Annotated in this window: 17 protein-coding genes; 1 reads left to right on the forward strand and 16 read right to left on the reverse strand. The window is 69.7% G+C overall.

Annotated elements, in window-relative coordinates; all coding sequences use genetic code 11:
• Nucleotides 1-170 precede the first annotated feature (170 nt).
• The 3 genes from BA175_RS09670 to BA175_RS09680 all read right to left on the reverse strand — a co-directional run bounded on the left by BA175_RS09670 (nt 171) and on the right by BA175_RS09680 (nt 1,806).
• A complete protein-coding gene (locus BA175_RS09670; protein ID WP_069170888.1) occupies nt 171-617 on the reverse strand; it encodes a DUF6113 family protein in 447 nt (148 codons plus the stop codon).
• Complete coding sequence (gene mshB, locus BA175_RS09675; RefSeq protein WP_069170889.1) at nt 614-1,525, reverse strand: N-acetyl-1-D-myo-inositol-2-amino-2-deoxy-alpha-D-glucopyranoside deacetylase; 912 nt, start codon at nt 1,523-1,525, stop codon at nt 614-616. The genes BA175_RS09670 and mshB overlap by 4 nt, the downstream gene beginning before the upstream one ends.
• Nucleotides 1,526-1,611: 86 nt before the next feature.
• Nucleotides 1,612-1,806 (reverse strand): hypothetical protein, encoded by a 195-nt coding sequence (locus BA175_RS09680; protein WP_014154257.1) that lies wholly within the window; start codon nt 1,804-1,806, stop codon nt 1,612-1,614.
• Nucleotides 1,807-1,972: 166 nt separating this feature from the next.
• On the opposite strand from BA175_RS09680, the gene BA175_RS09685 reads away from it, so the two are divergent.
• Nucleotides 1,973-4,099 (forward strand): S9 family peptidase, encoded by a 2,127-nt coding sequence (locus BA175_RS09685; RefSeq protein WP_069170890.1) that lies wholly within the window; start codon nt 1,973-1,975, stop codon nt 4,097-4,099.
• Between the two features lie 12 nt (nt 4,100-4,111).
• On the opposite strand, the gene BA175_RS09690 is transcribed toward BA175_RS09685, so the two are convergent.
• From BA175_RS09690 to BA175_RS09750, 13 genes are all read right to left on the reverse strand, one after another.
• Nucleotides 4,112-5,134: a hypothetical protein gene (locus BA175_RS09690; protein ID WP_069170891.1), complete on the reverse strand. Its 1,023-nt coding sequence runs from the start codon at nt 5,132-5,134 to the stop codon at nt 4,112-4,114.
• 205 nt (nt 5,135-5,339) lie between these two features.
• Nucleotides 5,340-6,539 (reverse strand): ABC transporter ATP-binding protein, encoded by a 1,200-nt coding sequence (locus BA175_RS09695; RefSeq protein ID WP_069170892.1) that lies wholly within the window; start codon nt 6,537-6,539, stop codon nt 5,340-5,342.
• A complete protein-coding gene (locus tag BA175_RS09700) occupies nt 6,529-7,506 on the reverse strand; it encodes an ABC transporter ATP-binding protein (protein ID WP_069170893.1) in 978 nt (325 codons plus the stop codon). Before BA175_RS09700 ends, BA175_RS09695 begins: the two co-directional genes overlap by 11 nt.
• Nucleotides 7,507-7,519: 13 nt before the next feature.
• Complete coding sequence (locus tag BA175_RS09705) at nt 7,520-8,512, reverse strand: ABC transporter permease (protein WP_069170894.1); 993 nt, start codon at nt 8,510-8,512, stop codon at nt 7,520-7,522.
• Nucleotides 8,505-9,428, reverse strand: a complete 924-nt coding sequence (locus BA175_RS09710; RefSeq protein WP_069170895.1) for an ABC transporter permease — start codon at nt 9,426-9,428, stop codon at nt 8,505-8,507. Before BA175_RS09710 ends, BA175_RS09705 begins: the two co-directional genes overlap by 8 nt.
• Before the next feature lie 92 nt (nt 9,429-9,520).
• The gene (locus BA175_RS09715; protein ID WP_069170896.1) at nt 9,521-11,149 is read right to left on the reverse strand and encodes a peptide ABC transporter substrate-binding protein; all 1,629 of its coding nucleotides are present in this window, start codon (nt 11,147-11,149) and stop codon (nt 9,521-9,523) included.
• Nucleotides 11,150-11,307: 158 nt separating this feature from the next.
• The gene (locus BA175_RS09720) at nt 11,308-12,450 is read right to left on the reverse strand and encodes an ABC transporter ATP-binding protein (protein ID WP_069170897.1); all 1,143 of its coding nucleotides are present in this window, start codon (nt 12,448-12,450) and stop codon (nt 11,308-11,310) included.
• Entirely contained in the window at nt 12,443-13,501 is a 1,059-nt protein-coding gene (locus BA175_RS09725) for an ABC transporter ATP-binding protein (protein WP_069170898.1), read from the reverse strand. Before BA175_RS09725 ends, BA175_RS09720 begins: the two co-directional genes overlap by 8 nt.
• 11 nt (nt 13,502-13,512) lie before the next feature.
• A complete protein-coding gene (locus BA175_RS09730) occupies nt 13,513-14,457 on the reverse strand; it encodes an ABC transporter permease (RefSeq protein WP_069170899.1) in 945 nt (314 codons plus the stop codon).
• The gene (locus BA175_RS09735) at nt 14,450-15,379 is read right to left on the reverse strand and encodes an ABC transporter permease (RefSeq protein WP_069170900.1); all 930 of its coding nucleotides are present in this window, start codon (nt 15,377-15,379) and stop codon (nt 14,450-14,452) included. The genes BA175_RS09730 and BA175_RS09735 overlap by 8 nt, the downstream gene beginning before the upstream one ends.
• Before the next feature lie 120 nt (nt 15,380-15,499).
• The gene (locus tag BA175_RS09740) at nt 15,500-17,122 is read right to left on the reverse strand and encodes a peptide ABC transporter substrate-binding protein (RefSeq protein ID WP_069170901.1); all 1,623 of its coding nucleotides are present in this window, start codon (nt 17,120-17,122) and stop codon (nt 15,500-15,502) included.
• A 438-nt stretch (nt 17,123-17,560) separates the two neighbouring features.
• Nucleotides 17,561-19,435 carry a translational GTPase TypA gene (gene typA, locus BA175_RS09745; protein ID WP_069170902.1) on the reverse strand — a complete coding sequence of 625 codons (1,875 nt, stop codon included), beginning with the start codon at nt 19,433-19,435 and terminating at the stop codon, nt 17,561-17,563.
• Nucleotides 19,436-19,804: 369 nt separating this feature from the next.
• Entirely contained in the window at nt 19,805-22,105 is a 2,301-nt protein-coding gene (locus BA175_RS09750; RefSeq protein ID WP_069170903.1) for an ABC transporter family substrate-binding protein, read from the reverse strand.
• Between the last annotated feature and the right edge of the window lie 190 nt (nt 22,106-22,295).

Consider the following 22,295-nt stretch of genomic DNA (forward strand, 5'->3'; position numbering starts at 1 on the left):
GTTCTCCCGATTGGCTCCGCCGCCCGTACTTCCCCCATGCCGCAGGCCAGGGGACGGCTCGGCGCGCGCACCACCATACTGGCCGCCGCCGTAAGACTCTCCGCGCCCGGGCGGAACAAGGATGCACCCATGGCCGCCCAAGCGGTCAATCCGGGAGCGGACATAGCACATCACGCACCAGGTCGACCGGCGCCGGTGGCCGAATACGGCAGCCTCGACAGGGTGGCACACATCACAGCCAGGGCCGTGCCACCGAGCATGAAGAGCGTCAGGCCGAGTGCGTCACCGAAGACGTAGTCGCCCTCCGGCCGACCGCCGAGCAGCACGAGCAGGGCGAGGAACCAGCCCACCGCAGGTGCCAGGGCGCCGAGTTGGGTGCGGGTGAGCACCCGGCCCCCGTAGAAGAGTCCGGCGGAGGCCGTGAGGGCGAGCAGCAGGCCGCCCGGGAACAGGGCCGCCTGGACGAGGGCCCCCGCGAGCCCGACGGCCGCGCCCAGCACGGCGAGGCCCACATACAGCGGGATCCGCGCCGGGTCGAGGGGCGCGGCGAGGCCGGTGGGCGGGCCACCGGCGGCCGAGGACGGCGACGAGGCGCGCGGCCTCTGCTTGCTGCTCATGCCCCTGCTCCCGGTGCGGCCTCGGTGCCCGGCACGCCCGCGAAGAGGTCGTGCTCCCGGGCACCGTCCTCCACGCCGGCCCGGCCGCGCGCCAACTGGTAGTACTCCGTGGTGAATACGGGCTGGCCCAGATCGTTCGAAAGAGCGAAGAACGGGCCGTCCACGGCGATCTGCGTGGCATGCGCCCGCATGGCCGCGGTCTTCGCCGCGGCGTACCGGGCACCGTCGATCTCGGCGGTGATCTCCGCGTCGTCCACCACCCCCGGGACGTCGTCGATCGCGGCGATCCCGGGGAAGACGCCGGGGGCGGTCTCCCGCAGCCGGGCGAAGCCCTCCTCGGCCGCGGAGCGGGGCACCCGGTTCCAGTAGATCTTGTCGACGGAGTGCGGGGCGCCGGTGCCGTGACCGGCATCGGCGGCCAGATCCGCAGCGCGCATCGCCACGCGGTGGGCCTGGATGTGGTCGGGGTGGCCGTAACCGCCCTCGGGGTCGTACGTGATCAGGACCTGCGGGCGCACGGACCGGATGACGTCGACCAGGTGGCCGGCCGCCTCGTCCAGGTCCGCGTCCCAGAAGGCACCGGGCCGGTGGTTCTGCTCGGTGCCCATCATCCCGGAGTCGCGGTACCGGCCGGGGCCGCCCAGGAAGCGGTGGTCGGTGACCCCGAGCTCCCGCATGGCGGCGGCGAGTTCACCGATGCGGTGGGCGCCCAGGGTGCCGTCCCGGTCGGCTGCGAGGTGGGCCAGGCCGGGTGGGATGACCTCGCCCTCCTCGCCGAGTGTGCACGTCACCAGGGTGACGTGGGCGCCCTCGGCCGCGTATGCGGCCATGGTGGCGCCGTTGTTGATCGACTCGTCGTCGGGGTGGGCGTGCACCAGGAGCAGACGGCGGGCGGGAAGGTCCTTCATGGGACCACCCTACGAGCCGCCCGCCCCTGCCTCCGACCGCCCCGCGGGGTCCGGTGGCGTGCGGAGCCCCGGCGCCGGGCCCCGCCTCAGAACTTGATGCCGCCGATCATGCCTGCCACGTTGGACGTCACCTCCGAGATGGTCGGGGCGATCGACGAGCTCGCGAGATAGAACCCCAGCAACATGCAGACCACCGCGTGTCCGCCCTTCAGTCCGGATTTCCGGATCAGCAGGAAGACGACGATCGCCAGCAGCACCACCGCCGAAATCGAGAGTGCCACGGCGGTTCACCTCCATCAGTACGGTCGGGACAGGCAGCACACATGGAGCCAGCAGGTTCTTACCCACCGAGCGCTACGGATCATAACTATCCGTGCCGACGCATTGATCGGGGCACGGCAGCACGAGGGGCGCACGCAGGGGCGGGCGCGGGCTAGGTTCGGAGCCATGACCTCGAAGAATCTGTCGTTTCCCCGTCAGCACGCCCGGACCCAGCGGTTCACTCTCGGCGCACCCCGGGCCTTCACCGTCTCACCGGATGGGACGCGGGTGGTCTTCCTGCGGTCGGCCTCCGGGACCGATCGGACGAACCGGCTCCAGGTGCTGGACACGGGGACCGGCGAGGAGCGCGTCGCCGCCGACCCGGACGCCCTGCTGGGCGGTTCGGCGGAGAAGCTGTCACCGCAGGAGCGGGCCCGCCGGGAGCGGCTCCGCGAGGGTTCCGCGGGCATCGTCGGCTACGCCGTGGACGAGGCCGTCGAGTTGGCCGCGTTCGCCCTGTCCGGGAAGGCGTACGTCGCCGAACTGAGAGCGGGCACCGCCCGCGCCCTCCCGGTGCCCGGCCCGGTGCTCGACCCGCGCCCCTCCCCCGACGGCCGGCACGTCGCCTACGTCTCACGGGGCGCGCTGCGGGTCGTGGGGGCGGAGGGCGCGGGCGACCGCGCGGTCGCCGAACCCGAGGACGGGCACACGTCGTACGGGCTCGCCGAGTTCGTCGCGGCGGAGGAGATGAGCCGCTACCGCGGCTTCTGGTGGTCGCCGGAGTCGGACCGCCTGCTGGTCGCGCGGGTCGACGACAGCGCCGTACAGCGGTGGTGGATCGCCGATCCCGCGCACCCCGGCAGCGAGCCCGCCGAGATCGGCTATCCGGCCGCCGGAACGCCCAACGCCGAGGTGCGGCTGTTCCTCATGGGCCTGGAGGGGGCCAGGACGGAGGTGGCCTGGGACCGTGCCCGCTTCCCGTACCTGGCCCGGGTGCACTGGTCCTCGCACGGCGCCCCCCTGCTTCTGGTGCAGGCCCGCGACCAGCGCAGTCAGCGGTATCTGGCTGTCGACACGGAGAGCGGCTCGACGCGCACGGTCCATGTCGACGAGGACCCGGTCTGGCTGGATCTTTTCGCCGGGGTGCCCGCGTGGGCGCCCGACGGACGGCTCGTACGGGTCGCGGACGAGGGGGGCGCACGGGTCCTCTCGGTCGGCGACCGGCCGCTGACCGGCGGGCAGTTGCACATCCAGGCGGTGCTGGACATCGGTGCGTCGGACGTCCTGGTGTCGGCCACGGCGGGTGAGCGGGCCGCCGACCCGGAGACCGGCCAGATCCACGTGTACCGGGTCAACGAACTCGGCGTCGAGCGCGTCAGCGAGGGCCCCGGGGTGCACTCGGCGGTCCGTGCCGGCGGGGTGACGGTGCTGTTCTCGGCCACCCCGGACACCCCCGGTACGGCCGTGCGGGTCCTGCGGGACGGCAAGCGGATCGCCACCGTCGCCAGCCTCGCCCAGGAACCGGTCCTGACGGCCCGGGTGCGGCTGACGGAGGGGGGCGCACGGCGGATTCCGTGCGCCGTGCTGCTCCCCACCGGTTATAAGGAATCAGACGGTCCGCTTCCTGTCCTGATGGATCCGTACGGCGGTCCGCACGGCCGCCGGGTCGTCGCCGCCCACAACCCGCACCTCACGTCCCAGTGGTTCGCGGACCAGGGGTTCGCCGTCGTCGTCGCGGACGGCCGCGGCGCGCCCGGCCGGTCGCCCGGCTGGGAGAAGGCGGTCCGGGACGACTTCACGCTCACCCTCGACGACCAGGTCGAGGCCCTGCACTCCCTGGCCGGCCGCTTCCCGCTGGACCTCTCGAAGGTGGCGGTGCGCGGCTGGTCGTTCGGCGGCTACCTCTCGGCGCTCGCGGTGCTGCGGCGCCCGGATGTCTTCCACGCGGCCGTGGTGGGCGCCCCGGTGACCGACTGGAGGCTGTACGACACCCACTACACCGAGCGCTACCTCGGTGACCCGGCCGAGCAACCCGAGGTGTACGCGGCCAGCTCCCTGGTGACGGACGAGGGGCTCTCCCGGCCGGCCGCCGAGGCGCGGCCGATGATGATCGTGCACGGCCTGGCCGACGACAACGTGGTGGTCGCCCACGCCCTGCGGCTGTCGTCCGCCCTGCTCTCGGCGGGCCGTCCGCACGAGGTGCTGCCGCTGAGCGGAGTGACGCACATGACCCCGCAGGAGCAGGTCGCGGAGAACCTGCTGCTGCTCCAGGTGGACTTCCTCAGGCGGTCGTTGGGGCTGCCCCGCCCCTGACCACGAGCGACGTCACCAGCCCGGCGGCGGGGAGGCGGGCGGCGGGGGCCCGAACCCGCCGCCGGGCTGCCCGCCCTGCGGGTGGCCGTACCCCGCCGGGCCCTGCGGCGGGTAGCCGTGGCCCGGGCGGTCCTCCTCCAGCCCCCTGCGGGCCAGGACGAGGAGCGCCGCCGCCCCGGTGAAGGCGAGGAGGAACGAGGTGAGGACGGCGAGCCGGTGCTCGGCCGGCAGGTCGCCGAAGTGGTCCAGCAGGGCCAGGTGCACGGCACGGGCGATTCCCAGGACCCCCGACAGCAGCAGGAATCCCGCCGCGATCATGCCGAGCGGGCGGGCGTGCACGGCCCGCAGGAGCGCGGTGAGCGCCACCACCCCGCAGAGCAGCGCGAGAGCCACCCCGCTCCAGCCGGGTGGCGCGCCGACCAGATTCACCGGGACGGTGGGTCCGCCGGTGAACCGGTCGGGGTGGAACCGGGCGGGGAGGGTGAGGAAGTGGCGGATCTCCCAGGCGATCAGGACGGCCCCCGAGGCGCCGAGCACCAGGAACGCGGTGACGCCGGCTCCCGGCCCGGGCCGGGTGGGCAGTGGCTCGTAGCCGTCCGCGGGCTGCGCGCGGCCGGCGCTCCCCGTGACGATCAGCGCGAGGGCGGCGGCCAGGGTGACGAAGGTACCGATCAGCGCACGGGTACGCAGTTCGTCGCTGTACCGCCCGTCCGTCCAGGAGGCGCCGATGCCCCAGACGCCGGGCAGCCGCAGGACGAGCGTGACCACCCCGGTGGCGACGAGCGCCGACGCGGCCACCCGGGAGCGCAGCGCCGCGAACGCGACGAGGACGGGGACGAGGAGCAGGACCAGGTCGCCCTGCGAGGTGGCGGGCAGCGCCGCCGGCCGTACGTCGGTGTACCCGGCCCAGTGGCGCAGGAGGTCCGCCGGATCACCGGCCGCCCGCAGGTCGCGCACGATCCAGCCCGCGGTGATCACGCCGAGCACGGCGCACAGCACCGCTCCGGTGATCCTGGCTCCCCGAGTGAGTGTCACCTCAGCGATGTTCCACCGCGGCCGGTGGATGGACAAGGGAGCTGTGGGGCGCGGCGGGAGAGGGCGACCGGCCGGGGCGACGTGATGAACGCCCCGGCCGGTCCACGGCACCCGCACGGCCGTACGCTCCTCATGGTGGTGCGTCCGTATATCGGTGCGGGAACAGCCGAGTTGCCGAGGCGTTAACGAAACGGCCGGCCCCGCGTCAGGGCGTCGTCCCCTCTTCGCCGTCGTCCCGGGGTGGAGGCGGCGGGGCGTCCTCGGGCTCCGGAGTCTCCAGCAGCCCCGCCGGGGGGACGACCCGTGTGTCCTCGGCGAAGTGACAGGCGGAGTCGTGCCGGGCGGGCGTCCGCACGTCCCGCAGGGCCGCCGGCACGGCCAGCAGCGGCACCTCCAGCGCGCACCGCTCCTGAGCCTTCCAGCAGCGTGTGCGGAAGCGGCAGCCGGAGGGGATGGCGGCCGGCGAGGGCACGTCCCCGTGCAGGATGATCCGCTCGCGGTATTCGCGGGCCGCCGGGTCGGGCACCGGGACCGCTGAGAGCAGCGCCTGGGTGTACGGGTGCGTGGGGTGGTCGTAGATCTCCTCGTCCGTACCGATCTCGACGATCCGGCCGAGGTACATGACCCCCACGCGGTCGGAGATGTGCCGGACGATCGACAGGTCGTGCGCGATGAAGACGAAGCTCAGGCTGAACTCCGCCTGCAGCCGGTCCAGCAGGTTGACGACCTGTGCCTGCACCGACACGTCCAGGGCGGAGACCGGCTCGTCCGCGACGATGATCTCCGGGTTGAGCGCCAGGCCGCGGGCGATGCCGATGCGCTGGCGCTGCCCGCCGGAGAACTGGTGCGGATACCGGTTGATGTACTCGGGGTTGAGCCCCACGACGTCGAGCAGGTCCTGCACCTTCTGCCGCCGGCTCCCCCTGGGCGCGACCTCGGGGTGGATCTCGTACGGCTCCCCGATGATGTCGCCGACCGTCATGCGCGGGTTCAGCGAGGTGTACGGGTCCTGGAACACCATCTGGATGTTGCGGCGCACGGCCTTCAGCGCGCGGCCGGACAGCTGGGTGACGTCCTCACCCTTGTAGCGGATCGCGCCGCCGGTCGGCGGCTCCAGGTGGACGAGCATCTTCGCGACGGTCGACTTGCCGCAGCCGGACTCCCCCACGATGCCGAGCGTCTCGCCCTCCGCCAGGTCGAAGTCGACGCCGTCGACGGCCTTGACGGCGCCGATCTGCTTCTTGAACAGGATCCCCTGGGTCAGCGGGTAGTGCTTGGCCAGGCCCCGCACCTCCAGGATCGGGTCGCCCCCGGCGTGGGGCCGGGCGGGGCCCGGCTCGCGTCCCTCGGACAGGAGCACGGAGCCTGCGGACGTCCCGTGCCGCCCGGCGTGGTCAGCGCTCATCGAGCGTCTCCTTCCAGAAGTGGCAGGCGCTCCGGCGTTCCGCGTCCACGGTGTACAGCGGCGGCACATCCGTACGGCAGACCTCCCGGGCCTGCGGGCAGCGGGGGTGGAAGGCGCAACCCGGGGGGATGTGCAGCAGGTTGGGCGGCAGTCCCTTGATCGCGTACAGCTCCTGGCCCTTCTGGTCCAGCCTCGGGATCGACCGGAGGAGGCCCTTGGTGTACGGGTGGGCGGGTGCCTCGTAGATGGCGTGGACGGGCGAGGTCTCGACGATCCGGCCGGCGTACATCACGGCGATCTTGTCGGCGACGTCGGCCACCACGCCGAGGTCGTGGGTGATGAGGATGAGCCCCATGTCGAGCTCGCGCTGCAGTTCCGCGAGGAGGTCCATCACCTGGGCCTGGACGGTCACGTCGAGGGCGGTGGTGGGTTCGTCGGCGATGATCAGCGAGGGTTCCAGCGCCATCGCCATGGCGATCATGATGCGCTGCCGCATGCCGCCGGAGAACTGATGGGGGAAGTCCCCGACGCGTTCCCTGGCGGCCGGGATGCGTACCCGGTCCATCAGCTCGACGGCCTTGGCCCTCGCGTCCTTGCGGGACATCCCGCGGTGCACGACGAACATCTCGCCGAGCTGGTCGCCGACGCTGAGCACCGGGTTGAGCGAGGACAGGGCGTCCTGGAAGATCATGGCCATCTCCCGGCCGCGCACCGTGCGCCGCTCATCGGCCCCGAGCTTCAGCAGGTCGCGGTCCTTGAAGAGGATCTCGCCCCCGCTGATCCTCCCCGGCGGCGTGTCGAGGATGCCCATGATGGCCTGGGCGGTGACCGACTTGCCCGAGCCGGACTCCCCCAGGACGGCGAGCGTCTCGCCCTCGGCCACCGAGTAGTTGACCCCGTTGACGGCCTTGGCCACGCCGTCCCGGGTGTGGAACTCCACGTGCAGATCGCGCACTTCGAGCAACATGGCAGCGGGCTCCTCAGCGCAGCTTGGGGTCGAGGGCGTCGCGCACCGCGTCGCCGAGCATGATGAAGGCGAGCACCGTGACCGCCAGCGCCGCCGCCGGCCAGAGCAGCATGTGCGGCGCGTTGCGGATGTACGGGGAGGCGGCGGAGATGTCGATGCCCCAGGAGACGGCCGGTGGTTTCAGGCCGACTCCGAGGTAGGAGAGGGTCGCCTCCAGCGAGATGTAGGTGCCCAGGGCGATGGTCGCGACGACGATGACGGGGGCGATCGCGTTGGGCGCGATGTGCCGCAGCAGCATGCGGGAGTGGGAGGCGCCCAGCGCCCGGGCGGCCTGGACGTAGTCGTTCTGCTTGACGGTGATGACGGACCCGCGGGCGATGCGGGCGATCTGGGGCCAGCCCAGCAGGACGATGAAGCCGATGACCGGCCAGACCGTGGAGCTGGTGACCACGGAGAGGAAGACCAGTCCGCCCAGCACCACGGGGATGCCGAAGAAGACGTCCGTGAGGCGGGACAGCAGGGCGTCCCAGGTACCGCCGAAGAAGCCCGCGAGTCCGCCCGTCACGCCGCCGAGCAGGGAGACGCCGAGCGTGGCGCAGACGCCCACGGTCACCGAGGTCCGCGCCCCGTAGACGGTGCGGGTGTAGACGTCGCACCCCTGCCCGTCGAAGCCGAAGGGATGGCCCGGCTGGGAGCCTTCCTGGGCCTTGGCCAGGTCGCAGTCCAGCGGGTCGAGGCTGGTGATCAGCGACGGCCAGATCGAGATGACCACCAGGAAGAGGATGATCAGCCCGGAGATGATGAAGACCGGGTTGCGGCGCAGGTCGCGCCAGGCGTCGGACCACAGGCTGCGCGGCTTGCCGGCGGGGCCGGTGCCGCCGGGACCGCCGGGCGTCTTCTCCAGCGTGGCGCCCTCGTCCATGGCGAGGTCCATGGCCCCGCCCGCCCCGGCCCCCGAGATCGCTCCGCCCCCCGCTGCGTCGTCCCACGGCTGCGGCTCAGGCATAGCGGATCCTCGGGTCGAGTACGGCGTACAGGAGGTCGACGATCAGGTTCGCGGCGAGGAAGACGAGGACCAGGACGGTGACGAAGCCGACGACCGTCTGGGTGTTCTGGCGGAGGATCCCCTGGTAGAGCTGGTAACCGACTCCGTGGATGTTGAAGATCCGCTCGGTGACGATCGCCCCGCCCATCAGGGCCCCCACGTCCGTACCGATGAAGGTGATGACGGGGATGAGGGAGTTGCGCAGCAGATGGCGCACGACGACCCGCCGCCGCGGCAGTCCCTTGGCGACGGCGGTGCGCACGTAGTCGGCGCGCGTGTTCTCCGCGATCGAGGTCCGGGTCAGCCGGGTGACGTAGGCGAGCGACACGGAGGCGAGGACGAGACCGGGGAGGATCAGTTCGTCGAGGGGCGCCTCGGAGGAGACGGACGGCGAGATGACACCCCACTTCACTCCCAGGAGGAGCTGGAGCAGGAGACCGGTGACGAACGTCGGCACGGAGATGACGACCAGGGTGAGCACGAGGACGCCCGTGTCGACGGGCCGGCCGCGTTGCAGGCCGGTGACGACACCGAGGCTGATGCCGATGACGATCTCGAACACGATCGCGACGACGGTGAGCCGGATGGTGATGGGGAAGGCGGTGGCCATCAGTTCCGTGACCTTCTGGCCGTTGAAGGCGGTGCCGAAGTTCCCGGTGAAGACGTTGCCCATGTACGTCAGGTACTGCTGCCAGACCGGCTTGTCGAGGCCGAACTCGGCGCGCAGCCGGGCGGCGGTCGCCGGGTCGCACTGGCGGTCGCCGCAGAGGCCCGCGACGGGGTCACCCATCACGTTCACCATGAGGAAGATCAGCAGCGTGGTGCCGAAGAAGACCGGGATCATCTGCAGCAGCCGCCGGATCACATAACGTCCCATGCGGGGCTCCGGAGGTCGGGGCGAACGGGCGGAGGGCCGGAGGCCGGACGGCCGGCGGGCGGTCGCCGCACCGGCCGTCCGGCCTCAGTGCGTCACTTGACCTTGATCTGGTCGTACACCGGAACGCTGAACGGGTTGAGCGAGACGTTCTCGACGCGGTCCGAGTAGCCCGCGCTGCCGTTCTGGTACCAGAGCGGGATGACGGGCATCTGCTCGGCGAGGACCTTCTCGGCGTCCTGGAAGGTGGTGACGGCCTGCGCCTTGTCGCTCTCGGCGTTGGCCTTGTCGACCAGGCCGTCGAACTTCTCGTTGCTCCACTTGCCGTCGTTGGACGAGGCGTTCGTGTAGTACAGGGGCTGGAGGAAGTTCTGGATCAGCGGGTAGTCCATCTGCCAGCCCGCGCGCCAGGCGCCCGTCAGCTTCTGGGTGGAGACCTGGCTGCGGAAGTCGGCGAACGTGCCGACCGGCGCCCCGACACAGGCCCGGTTGTCACCCATGACGTTGTTGATGCTGTTGCAAACGGCGTCCACCCATTCCTTGTGGGATCCGGTGTCGGCGTTGTACGAGATCTTGAGCTGGCCGCCGGGGATCCCGCCGCCCTCCTCGATCAGCTTCTTCGCCGCGGTCCTGTCGTACTCGCAGGGGGAGCCGCACAGGCCCGGCTTGTAGCCGCCGTCCTTGCCGAGGACGGGCGAGGTCCAGTCGGTGGCGGGGGTGCGGGTCTTCCGGAAGATCTGGTCGGTGATCTGCGCTCGGTTGATGGCCATCGACAGGCCCTGGCGCACCTTGACCGCGTCCGGGGTGTTCCACGCCTTGACGTAGAAGGGGAAGGCGAGGGTCTGGATGATGCCGGCCGGGGTGTTGATGTACCGGTTGCCCAGGTCCGCCTCGACGTTCTTGAGCTGCGAGGCGGGCACGTCGTCCACCAGGTCGAGGTTGCCCGCCGTCAGGTCGGTGTAGGCGGTGTTGTTGTCGGTGTAGACCTTGAGGTCGATGCCGCCGTTCTGCGCCTTGTCCGTACCGGGGTACCCGTCCCACCTGCGCAGGTTCATCGAGGAGCCCTTGGCGTAGCTCTCGACGGTGTACGGGCCGTTGCCGACCGGCTTGGCCAGCCAGGCGTCGTGGTTCTCGTAGAAGGTCTTGGGCAGGGGCACGAAGGCCGCGTAGCCGAGTGTGTCGGGCCAGAGCGAGAACTTCTGCGACAGCTTGACCGTGAAGGTCGTGTCGTCGACGACCTTGAGGCCGGAGAGGGTGCCGGCGGAGGCCGAGCCCGACTCGGGGTGCACCTTGTCGTAGCCGTCGATGTACTGGAAGAAGTAGGCGTTCTTCTGGTTGTTCTTCAGTGCGGCGCCGTAGTTCCAGGCGTCCACGAACGACTGCGCGGTGACCTTCTCGCCGTTGCTGAAGGTCCAGTTGTCCTTGATCGTGATCGTGAAGTTCTGCGAGTCCGTCGACTCGATCTTCTGGGCGATCTCGTTCTTGGCCTCACCGGTCTTGGGGTCGTACCGCACGAGGCCGCGGAAGACCATGTCGAGGACCTTGCCGCCCTGAACCTCGTTGGTGTTGGCGGGTTCCAGCGGGTTCTGCGGGTCCCCCCAGGAGGAGCTCACGATCCCGTCGGCGCCACCGCCGCCGGTGCCGCCGCCACCGCCGCAGGCCGTCGCTGCCAGGGCCACGGCGACCGCGCAGGCGGCCCACCTCACCTGTGTGGCTCCGCGCATGGAGTGCCTCCTAGGTTCCGCGAGTAGCTCGATGCCCCATATCACCCCATATGCCGGTGTGACGCATGTTCATGTCCTCCGTACGTGCGTCCGGACGCGCGAAGGCGCCCGGCCCCTCGTCGGGGCCGGGCGCCTTTCCTCCGGGGCGTCGGTGGGAACTACGCCGCGTGCACGACGTCCTTCTCCTCGGCGAAGTGGCACGCCGACTCGTGCGCCGCGGGCGTGTCCGAGGCCCGGAAGCGCTCGGGAACGGCCAGCAGCGGCACCTCGGTGGCGCACTTGTCCTGGGCCTTCCAGCACCGCGTGCGGAAGCGGCAGCCCGACGGCGGGTTCGCCGGCGACGGGACGTCACCGGAGAGGATGATCCGCTCGCGGCCCTCACGGGCGTCCGGGTCCGGGACCGGGACCGCCGACAGCAGCGCCTGGGTGTAGGGGTGCGTCGGGTGGTCGTAGATCTGCGTGTCCGTACCGATCTCGGCCATCTTGCCGAGGTACATGACGCCGACCCGGTCCGAGATGTGCCGGACGATCGACAGGTCGTGCGCGATGAAGAGGTAGGACAGGTTGAACTCGTCCTGGAGCTTCTCCATCAGGTTGATGACCTGTGCCTGCACCGACACGTCGAGCGCGGAGACCGGCTCGTCGCAGATGATGATCTCCGGGTTGAGCGCGAGGCCGCGGGCGATGCCGATGCGCTGGCGCTGCCCGCCGGAGAACTGGTGCGGATACCGGTTGATGTACTCCGGGTTGAGCCCGACGACGTCCAGCAGGTCCTGGACCTTGCGGCGGCGCTCGCCCTTCGGGGCCACCTCGGGGTGGATCTCGAAGGTCTCCCCGATGATGTCGCCGACCGTCATGCGCGGGTTCAGCGAGGTGTACGGGTCCTGGAACACCATCTGGATGTTGCGGCGCACGGCCTTCAGCGCACGGCCGGACAGCTTGGTGATGTCCTGGCCCTTGTAGAAGACCTCACCGGCGGTGGCCCGCTCCAGCGTCATCAGGAGCTTGGCGACCGTCGACTTGCCGCAGCCGGACTCACCGACGATACCGAGCGTCTCGCCGGCGTACAGGTCGAACGAGATCCCGTCGACCGCCTTGACGGCGCCGACCTGCTTCTTGAACAGGATGCCCTGGGTCAGCGGGAAGTGCTTGACCAGGTTGCGCACCTGGAGGATCGGCTCCCCCTGCGCCACCGGGGCGTCGACGGCCGCCACGGCCTCGGCCTCGGTGGCCGCGTTGACCGTCCCCACCTCGGCGACGTTCGGGGTGGCGTCCACGGGCTCCTTCTTGAGCTCAGCCATGGATCGTCTCCTTCCAGAAGTGGCACGCGCTGCCGCGGCCGACCAGCTCGGTGCCGTCCCGCTCGGTCACCGGAAGCAGCGCCGGGATGTCCGTACGGCAGATGTCCTGCGCCATGGTGCAGCGCGGGTTGAAGGCACAGCCCGAGGGGACGTGCAGCAGGTTGGGCGGCAGCCCCTTGATCGCGTACAGCTCCTGGCCCTTCTGGTCCAGGCGCGGGATCGACTCCAGGAGACCCTTGGTGTACGGGTGCGCGGGGCGCTTGTAGATCTCGTGGACCGGGGCCGTCTCGACGATCCGGCCCGCGTACATCACGGCGATCTTGTCGGCGACGTCGGCGACGACACCGAGGTCGTGGGTGATGAGGATCAGACCCATGTTGAAGTCGCGCTGGAGCTCCGCGAGCAGGTCCATGACCTGTGCCTGCACCGTGACGTCGAGCGCCGTGGTGGGCTCGTCCGCGATGATCAGGTCGGGCTCCAGGGCCAGCGCCATCGCGATCATGATGCGCTGGCGCATACCGCCGGAGAACTGGTGCGGATAGTCGTTGATCCGCTCCTTCGCCGCCGGGATGCGCACACGGTCCATCAGCGCGATGGCCTTGGCCTTCGCGTCCTTCTTGGACATGCCCTTGTGGACGCGGAACATCTCGCCGAGCTGATAGCCCACGGAGAGGACCGGGTTGAGCGAGGAGAGCGCGTCCTGGAAGATCATCGCGATCTTCTGGCCGCGGATCTGCCGGCGCTCCTCGTTGCTCATCTTGAGCATGTCCTGGCCGCGGAAGAGGATCTCGCCCTTCGGGATGCGGCCCGGAGGCATGTCGAGGATGCCCATGATCGCTTGCGCGGTCACGGACTTGCCGGAGCCGGACTCGCCGAGCACGGCGAGGGTCTCGCCGGCACTGACGTTGTAGTTGACTCCGTTGACGGCCTTGGCGACGCCGTCGCGGGTGTGGAACTCCACGTGCAGATCGCGGACTTCGAGCAGCGGGCCGCTCTCGTCGTTCGAACCACGCGGAGCAGGAACATCCGCCGTCTTGTCGATGATGGTCATGTACGCCTCCCTCAGCGCAGCTTGGGATCGAGGGCGTTGCGCACCGCATCGCCGAGCATGATGAACGCCAGGACGGTGATCGACACCATGACCGACGGGATGATCAGGACGAACGCGGCGTTACGCAGCTGCTCCTGGCCGGAGGAGATGTCGACACCCCAGGACACGGTGGGCTCGGCGAGACCGATGCCCAGGAAGGACAGCGTGGCCTCCGCCGAGATGTAGCCGCCGAGCGCGATGGTCGCGACGACGATCACCGGGGCGATCGCGTTGGGCAGGATGTGACGAAGCAGGATGCGGGTGGTCGAGGCGCCGAGCGCCTTGGCCGCCATCACGTAGTCGGCCTGCTTGATCGTCAGCACCGAGCCGCGTGCGACACGGGCGATCTGGGTCCAGCCGAGGAAGGCGAGGGCCAGGATGACCACCCAGATGTGCCGCTCCGCGAACGAGGTCAGGACGACCATCGCACCGAGGATGAACGGGACGCCGAAGAAGATGTCGGTGACCCGGGACAGGATCGTGTCGATCCAGCCGCCGAAGTACCCGGCCAGCATGCCGACCACGGTGCCCAGGACGGTGACGAGCACGGTGACGACCACGGCGACCATGATCGAGGCGCGGGCGCCGTAGACGACACGCGCGTAGATCGAGCGGCCCTGGATGTCGTAGCCGAACCAGTCCTCCTGGAAGAAGTTCCCCCACTTGGGCTTCTGCAGGTAGTGGTGGGCCAGGTCGGCGTAGCGCGGGTCCGCGCCCGTGAACAGGCCGGGGAAGACCGCCATCACCAGCAGGAAGACGATCAGGATCGCCGACACCACGAACAGCGGGCTGCGCCGCAGGTCGTGCCAGGCATCCGACCACAGGCTGCGTGGCTTGCCGGCCGCGGCCGCGGGAACCGGTGCGGCCGTCGCCTCGACGGTCGGGTCCGGGGTGGTTTCCTTGAGCGTCTCAGGCATAACGGATCCTCGGGTCCAGGACCGCGTAGAGCAGGTCGACGAGCAGGCTGGTGACGAGATAGACGATGACGATCAGCGTCACGATGCCGACGACCGTGGCGCCCTCCCGGTGCTGCAGCGCGCCGAACACGGCCCGGCCGACACCCTGGACGTTGAAGATGCCCTCCGTCACGACCGCGCCGCCGAGCAGCGCGCCGAGGTCGGTGCCGAGGAAGGTGACCACGGGGATCATCGAGTTGCGCATGAGGTGGACGCCGACGACGCGGCGTCGCGGCAGCCCCTTGGCCACGGCGGTCCGCATGTAGTCGGCGCGCAGGTTCTCCGCGACGGACGTACGGGTCAGCCTCGCGACGTAGGCGAGTGACAGCGACCCGAGGACGACGGCGGGCAGGAACAGTTCGCTCCAGTTCGCCTCCGCGCTCACGTTGGGGTCGACCCAGCCGAGCTGGAAGGCGAAGAGGTACTGGCCGAGGAAGCCGAGTACGAACGAGGGCACCGAGATGAGCAGGAGCGTCAGGATGAGCAGCCCGCGGTCGCGCAGGGTGTCGGCCTTCAGGCCGGCGAAGACGCCCATGGAGATGCCGACGATGACCGTGAAGAGGAAGGCAAACAGAGCCAGCCGGATCGTGATCGGGAACGCGTCCGCGATGGTGTCGGCCACCGGACGTCCGCTGGCGATCTCGGTACCGAAATCCCAGTGGAACAGACCCGTGAGGTAGTTCCAGTACTGGTGCCAGAGCGGCAGGTCGAGACCGAGCTTGTGCTTCATTGCCGCGATCTGCGCCGGGTCGACGGTCTGTTCGCCTGCCAGTGCGCGCACGGGGTCGCCGGGAAGCGCGTACATCATGGCGAAGACCAGCATTGTTGATCCGAGGAAGACCGGGATCATCTGGAGCAGTCGCCGCGCGACATAACGCCCCATGTTTGCCTCCGATAGGGATAATGCAGCCCAGGGGCCGCTCTCCGGATGCGGAGAGCGGCCCCCGGGGCCTACTGCCTGGTGTGGGCGGCTGATGGCCGAGTGGGGGCCCTCAGGCGTGTGTTACTTGACGGTGACGTCGGTCATGACGTAGTCGCCGCGGTAGTCGATGCCGACGTTGTCGACGGACTTCGAGTAGCCACCGTTGATCTTGTAGTTCCAGAGCGGGATCGCCGGCATCTTCTGCAGGACGAGCTTCTCCGCGTCCTGGTAAGCCTTGATCGACTCGTCCAGGCTGGCCGCGTTGTCGCCCTTCTTGAAGGCCGCGTCGACCTCCCTGTCGGAGAACCGGCCGTTGTTGGCCTCGGCCGTGGTGCCGTACAGCTCGCGCATGAAGTTGACGTTCAGCGGGTAGTCGGCCACCCAGCCACCGCGGTACATCGACTTGACCTGGTTGTTGTCACGCGCTTCCAGGTCGGTCTGGAAGTCGGGCTTGGCGTCCGGGACGCAGTCGACACCGGTCGAGTTGCGGATGGACTCGCAGACAGCGGTCACCCACTCCTTGTGGCCGCCGTCGGCGTTGTACTGGATCCAGAGCTTGTTCTCCGGAACGCCGCCGCCTTCCTCGATGAGCTGCTTGGCCTTGGCCGGGTCGAACTTGAACACGTCGGTGTTCAGGTCCTGGTTACCCGCGACGCCCGGAGGCGTGAAGCTGGTGGCGGGCTGACGGGTGCCGTTGAGCACGGTCTTGGTGATCGTGTCGCGGTCGATACCCATCGACAGACCCTGGATGACCTTCGGGTCGATGCCCTTGAAGGTCTTCGAGTAGAAGACGGGGACGAGCGACTGGACGGCCGCGTACGCCTGGTCGACGGTGCGGTCACCGAGGTCCGTCTTGTACTTCGGCAGGTCCTTCGGGCCGATCTGGCGGATCATGTCCAGGTTGCCGGACAGGAGGTCCTGGTACGCGGCCTCGACGGTCGCGTAGTTCTTGAACAGGATGCCCTTGTTCTTGGCCTTGTTCGGACCCTGGTAGTCCGGGTTGGCCTTGACCTGGATGAGCTTCTTGTGGTCCCACTTCTCGAAGACGTAGGGACCGTTGCCGACCGGCGCCTGGCCGAACGCCTTGGTGTCCTTGTAGAACACCTCGGGCAGCGGGGCGAAGGTGTAGTAGCCGAGCTTGTACTCGAAGTACGGAACCGGCTTGTCCAGCTCGATCGTGAAGGTGGTGTCATCCACCGCCTTCAGACCGGACATCTCCGCGCCCTTCGGGTCACCCTTCTCAGGGTGGACGTCCGCGTAGCCCTTGATGTCCTCGAACCAGAAGGCGTTCTGCTGGTTGTTCTTGATGTTGGCGTACCAGTTCCACGCCTTGATGTACGACTCGGCGGTGACAGGGGTGCCGTCGTGGAACTTCCACCCGGGCTTGAGCTTCACCGTCCACGTCTTGTTGTCGTCCGACTTCACGGACTCGGCGTTCGTGTAGACGATGTTGCCCTTGGCGTCGAACTCCAGGAGCTGGGTGAACAGCGCCTGGATGACGTAGCTGCCGAGCGACTCGTTGGTGTCAGCCGGGATCAGCGGCTTCTGCGGCTCGCCGACGTCGACGGAGACGTAGCCCGCGGGCTTGCCCTTCTCCTTCGAGGCCGAGTCGCTGCTGTCGTCGTTGCCGCCGCCACAGGCGGTCGCGGCCAGGGCGATGATTGCCGCTCCCGCGACCCACTTGGCGCTCTTGGCACCGCGCATGGGTTTCCTCCTCATGAGTCCACTTTTGACTACAAGAGGGGCACTGCAGAGATCCACCGACACCCCTGACGGTGATCGTTTCCAGTGCCCCGAGTGTGCTCGTGAGTCCGCACTCCCCACAGTGCGCCGACCCATTGACCCGAGCTCAATGGAGCCAACTATTAAGGAACACCGGGCTGTAAACCACACTTAAAGGGTCTCGGTTTGACAACATCAGGAAGGCACGGTTGCCCGAAATCCGGACAAAGCGATCCCAGACAGACACCCCCGAAACGGACCGTTAACACATGTTCCGGAGAGCGACGCCCGATAACCGGACACCTCGGTCGGAAAAACCGTTTGACGAAAGGCCCGGGCCCCCACAGTCTCTGCGGGGGCCCGGGCCTCAGGACGACGGCTCTGCGCCGAGGGACCGCCGGCGGACGCCGGCCGTCCGGTTCAGCCGTTCTTCGCGCGCGAGGCCGTGCGGCCACGCTGCTTCTGGTCCAGGACGACCTTGCGGATGCGGACCGTCTCCGGGGTCACCTCGATGCACTCGTCCTCGCGGCAGAACTCGAGCGACTGCTCCAGGGAGAGCTTGCGGGCGGGCACCACGTTCTCCGTGGTGTCCGCGGAAGCCGCACGCATGTTGGTGAGCTTCTTCTCCTTGGTGATGTTCACGTCCATGTCGTCGGCGCGCGAGTTCTCACCGATGATCATGCCCTCGTAGACCTCGGTGCCCGCCTCGGTGAAGATGACACCCCGCTCCTGGAGGTTGACCATCGCGAACGGCGTCACCGTGCCGGCGCGGTCGGCGACCAGCGAGCCGTTGTGACGGGTGCGCAGCTCGCCGAACCACGGCTCGTGGCCCTCGAAGATGGAGTGCGCGATGCCCGTACCGCGGGTCTGCGTCAGGAACTCCGTACGGAAGCCGATGAGGCCGCGGGAGGGGACGATCCACTCCATGCGCACCCAGCCCGAACCGTGGTTCGTCATCGTCTCCATGCGGCCCTTGCGGGTCGCCATCAGCTGGGTGATGGCGCCGAGGTGCTCCTCGGGGGAGTCGATGGTCATGCGCTCGATCGGCTCGTGCGTCTTGCCGTCGATCTGCTTGGTGACGACCTCGGGCTTGCCGACCGTCAGCTCGAAGCCCTCACGGCGCATCTGCTCGACCAGGATCGCCAGCGCGAGCTCACCGCGGCCCTGGACCTCCCAGGCGTCGGGGCGCTCGGTGTCCAGGACGCGGAGCGAGACGTTACCGATCAGCTCGCGGTCCAGACGGTCCTTCACCTGGCGGGCGGTGACCTTGTGGCCCTTGCCGCCCTTGCCGACCAGCGGCGAGGTGTTCGTGCCGATGGTCATGGAGATGGCCGGCTCGTCGACCGTGATCAGCGGGAGCGCGATCGGGTTCTCGGGGTCGGCGAGGGTCTCGCCGATCATGATGTCCGGGAAACCGGCGACGGCGCAGATGTCGCCCGGGCCCGCCTTCTCGGCCGGCTTGCGGGTGAGCGCCTCGGTCATCAGGAGCTCGGTGATGCGCACGTTGGACATCGTGCCGTCACGCTTGATCCAGGCGACCGTCTGGCCCTTGCGCAGCTCGCCCTGCTCGACGCGGCAGAGCGCGATGCGGCCGAGGAAGTTGTCGGCGTCGAGGTTGGTGACGTGGGCCTGCAGCGGGGCCTCTTCGTCGTACTCGGGGGCCGGGACGGTGGAGAGGATCGTCGTGAAGAACGGCTCCAGGTTGTCGCTGTCCGCCGGGACGGTGCCGTCCTCGGGCTTGGTCAGCGACGCGACGCCGTCACGGGCGCAGGCGTAGACGATCGGGAACTCGATCTGGTCCTCGTCGGCGTCCAGGTCCAGGAAGAGGTCGTACGTCTCGTCGATGACCTCGGAGATCCGCGAGTCCGGCCGGTCCGTCTTGTTGATGCAGAGGATGACCGGCAGCTTGGCCGTCAGCGCCTTGCGGAGCACGAAGCGGGTCTGCGGGAGCGGGCCCTCGGAGGCGTCGACCAGCAGGACGACCGCGTCCACCATCGACAGACCACGCTCGACCTCGCCACCGAAGTCGGCGTGGCCGGGGGTGTCGATGATGTTGATCGTGATCGGGTCCCCGCCGTCCTTGGGGTGATACTTCACCGCCGTGTTCTTGGCGAGGATCGTGATGCCCTTCTCACGCTCCAGGTCGTTCGAGTCCATCATGCGTTCGTCGAGGTTCTCGGCAGCGTGCGCCGCGAAGGCGCCCGCCTGCTTGAGCATGGCGTCGACCAGGGTGGTCTTGCCGTGGTCGACGTGGGCGACGATGGCTACGTTACGGATGTCGTGACGCGTGGGCATGGGTGGCTTGCGCTTCTCTCGCTCGGGGATCAGGCGTCTCAGTCGGTCTCGAGTCCGCGTACGCCCGCCGGGCGGCACGCCACGGCTAGTCCCATGGTACGGGCCCGACGCGTCCGGAGCTTCCCGGCCCGATCCGCGGGGCCGTTCTCCAGTCACTGTTCAGCCGGTATTCAGCTGGTATCCAGCCATCGTCCGGCCGGTGGGGACCGGCCGTCACGGGGGTGCGGGGGGTGGGAGGCCCGGGTCTGGGCGGACAACACCTTGCCCGCCGGCGGCACCGGCGGGCAAGGGACTTGAGCGGGTTCTGAGGTTCGAAAAAATGCGTGTGACCTGCTACTTCTTACGATTCGCGGTGGAAACTTCCGCTTGTCACCGGGTGAATCCGATGTCTTCGTAGCGGGGCGTGGCGAAGCCGAAGGCGCCGACGTTCGCCAGTTTCTTGTCGACGGCGACCAACTGTGGCCGCTGATACAGCGGAATCGATCCGGCGGCGGCCCAGATGCGGGCGTCCGCCTGCTTCAGCAGCTCCCGTGAGGCGTTCACGTCGAGCTCGGAGACGGCCCGGTCGAAGAGCTGGTCGATGTGGTCGGAGCCCACCCGGGTGTAGTTCTGCTCGACGAGCAGCGAGCCGTCGGTGGCGGGCTCCGGCTTGGCGAAGATCGGGCGCCCGTCGGTCGCGGGGTAGGCGGTGGCCGGCCAGGAGTACAGGGCGAGGTCGTAGTCGCCGGAGGCGACGTGGTCCGTGAAGTAGCTGTCGTCGGGGACCTTGGTGATCACCGTGCCGACGCCGATGGCGTCCAGCATGGCGACGATCTTCTCGCCGACCCCGCGCAGGGACTGCGAGCCCGGGCCGGACGGGAGTACGAAACGCAGGGTGAGCGGCTTGCCGTCCTTGCCGAGACGGCCGCGCAGGGAGGCCGGGGCGGGAGCGGGGGTGCCGGCGGGTGCGTAGGCGCCCGCGGCACCACCCTGCCGCTGGTCCCGGGCGGTGGCCCCGGCGGCGTCGTCGCCGGTGGCTTCGAGGGCTCCGGCCCGGCGCCGCGCCCCGCCGTGGGCCACCGCCGTGCGGGCCCCGGAGGCGGAGGCCGGCGCGGGGTGGTCGCCCGGCTTCCCGTCGTCGCCGACGATGTAGAGCCCCTCGTCGCGGGAGGCCTTGTCGTCCTTCTCCTCCTCGGCCGCCTTCGCCTCCCCCTCGCCGGCCTTCTTACCGCTCTCGGCCTTCTTCCCCTCTTCGGCCTTCTTCCCCTCCTCCGTCTTCTTGTCCGCCTCACTGCCGGCCTTGGTGTCCCCGGGCTTGCGCACGGCCCCGCCCACGGTCCAGCCGGCGTCCGCCAGGAGCGCCTGCGCCTCCTTGGGGTCCTGGTCGCCGAGCGCGCCGCTGCCGTCCCGGTACGCCGGCTGCCCGGCCAGGGCCAGGTGGCTGCCGGGCGGCTTCGCGGGCAGGCCCAGCGGCCTGAGCACCGTGTCGGCGAGTTCCTGGCGGTCCAGGGCGCGGGCGATCGCACGGCGCACCCGGTCGTCGGCGAGGGGCCCGGACTCACCGTTCAGCGCCAGCTGCGTGTAGGCGGGCTCCAGGGACTTGCGTACGGCGAAACCGGCCAGGGACTTCTGCTCGGCCGCGTACACCGCCACGGCCTCGCGGTTCTTCGCCCGGGCGGCCTGCGCGGCCTCGGCGGCCTCCTCGTCCGACCCGTGGGCCAGAGCCCAGGAGCGCAGCGCGGCGGCCGGGGTGATGTCGGAGCCGGGGCCGTGCGCGGGCGGCTGCCCGTTCCCGCCGCGGTAGCGGGCGGCCCGGGCGACGGCGTTCGCGGTGGCCGGGTCGATGTCGGCGACGTCCACCGTGCCCTCGGTCAGGGCCTCGGCGCGTTTCTTCGGGTCGACGGCCCGGAAGACGAGGGATTCGAGCTTGGCCTCGTCGCCCCACCAGCGCGGGTTCCGGTCCAGCGTGACCGTCCCCTCGTCCTTGTTCACCTTGCGCAGGCGAAACGGTCCTGCGGTGTTCTTGAGGGCGGCCCTGGCTCCGTCGTTGAAGGTGCCGGGCGAACCCGTCACCTCCTTCGGGTACAGCGGCGAGAAGAGCGAGCGCCAGTCCCCGTACGGCTTGGCGAACGTCACCCGGACCTGGAGGTCGTCCTTGCCGCGTTCGATCTTCTCGATCCGCTCGTACCCCGCGTTCCGCGCGGTCCAGAACGCCGAGTCCTTGCCGCTCAGCGCGCGCCACTGGGCGACGAAGTCGGGGGCCCCGATCTCCCGGCCGTCGCTCCACACGGCTTGCTGGTTGAGCTTGTACAGGACGACCTGCTTGGGCTCCCGCTCGATGACCTTCGCCGACTCGAGGTAGTCCGGGTTCAGCTGCGGCTCGCCCCGCGCGTCGAGCGGGAAGAGGGTGGGCAGCAGGGCGCCGGTGATCCGCGTGGTCGCACCGTCGGCGTCGGCCTGGAAGGCGTTGAGGGTGGCGGGCACCGCGTCGATCGCCCAGGTGAGCTCGGACCCCGCGGCGACCACCTCCCGTGACGCCGGTGCGATGTCCTGGCCCGCGGCCACGGCGACGGGGTCCTCGCCACCCGAGCTGCAGCCCGCCAGTACCGGGACGGTGAGCACGCCCGTCGCCAGGAACGCGAGGGAGCGGCGTGTGCGGGCCGTCCCGCGTGGGACGCCGACGTGGGCCATGGCTGATACCTCCGGGGCCGGCCCGGCCCACCCGTACCGGAATGGACCGGATTATGCGTTTAGGTGGCATGTACGTTGATCACACTGGTTCGCTGGTCCACTGAACGCTCCTCCCCGCGCGAGGGCCGGCAGACATGGCCGGTGGGGCCTCCGACATCACCCGCGCGGCCCCGCGGCCCGTCCCGCCCGC

This window comes from Streptomyces griseus (assembly GCF_001715295.1).
GTDB classification, from domain to species: Bacteria; Actinomycetota; Actinomycetes; order Streptomycetales; family Streptomycetaceae; genus Streptomyces; species Streptomyces griseus_G.

Coding starts and splice junctions, on each gene's coding strand:
- BA175_RS09670 (WP_069170888.1), bottom strand. CDS start 617: ATGAGCAGCAAGCAGAGGCCGCGCGCCTCGTCGCCGTCCTCGGCCGCC.
- mshB (WP_069170889.1), bottom strand. CDS start 1,525: ATGAAGGACCTTCCCGCCCGCCGTCTGCTCCTGGTGCACGCCCACCCC.
- BA175_RS09685 (WP_069170890.1), top strand. CDS start 1,973: ATGACCTCGAAGAATCTGTCGTTTCCCCGTCAGCACGCCCGGACCCAG.
- BA175_RS09695 (WP_069170892.1), bottom strand. CDS start 6,539: ATGAGCGCTGACCACGCCGGGCGGCACGGGACGTCCGCAGGCTCCGTG.
- BA175_RS09700 (WP_069170893.1), bottom strand. CDS start 7,506: ATGTTGCTCGAAGTGCGCGATCTGCACGTGGAGTTCCACACCCGGGAC.
- BA175_RS09705 (WP_069170894.1), bottom strand. CDS start 8,512: ATGCCTGAGCCGCAGCCGTGGGACGACGCAGCGGGGGGCGGAGCGATC.
- BA175_RS09710 (WP_069170895.1), bottom strand. CDS start 9,428: ATGGGACGTTATGTGATCCGGCGGCTGCTGCAGATGATCCCGGTCTTC.
- BA175_RS09715 (WP_069170896.1), bottom strand. CDS start 11,149: ATGCGCGGAGCCACACAGGTGAGGTGGGCCGCCTGCGCGGTCGCCGTG.
- BA175_RS09720 (WP_069170897.1), bottom strand. CDS start 12,450: ATGGCTGAGCTCAAGAAGGAGCCCGTGGACGCCACCCCGAACGTCGCC.
- BA175_RS09725 (WP_069170898.1), bottom strand. CDS start 13,501: ATGACCATCATCGACAAGACGGCGGATGTTCCTGCTCCGCGTGGTTCG.
- BA175_RS09730 (WP_069170899.1), bottom strand. CDS start 14,457: ATGCCTGAGACGCTCAAGGAAACCACCCCGGACCCGACCGTCGAGGCG.
- BA175_RS09735 (WP_069170900.1), bottom strand. CDS start 15,379: ATGGGGCGTTATGTCGCGCGGCGACTGCTCCAGATGATCCCGGTCTTC.
- BA175_RS09740 (WP_069170901.1), bottom strand. CDS start 17,122: ATGCGCGGTGCCAAGAGCGCCAAGTGGGTCGCGGGAGCGGCAATCATC.
- typA (WP_069170902.1), bottom strand. CDS start 19,435: ATGCCCACGCGTCACGACATCCGTAACGTAGCCATCGTCGCCCACGTC.
- BA175_RS09750 (WP_069170903.1), bottom strand. CDS start 22,105: ATGGCCCACGTCGGCGTCCCACGCGGGACGGCCCGCACACGCCGCTCC.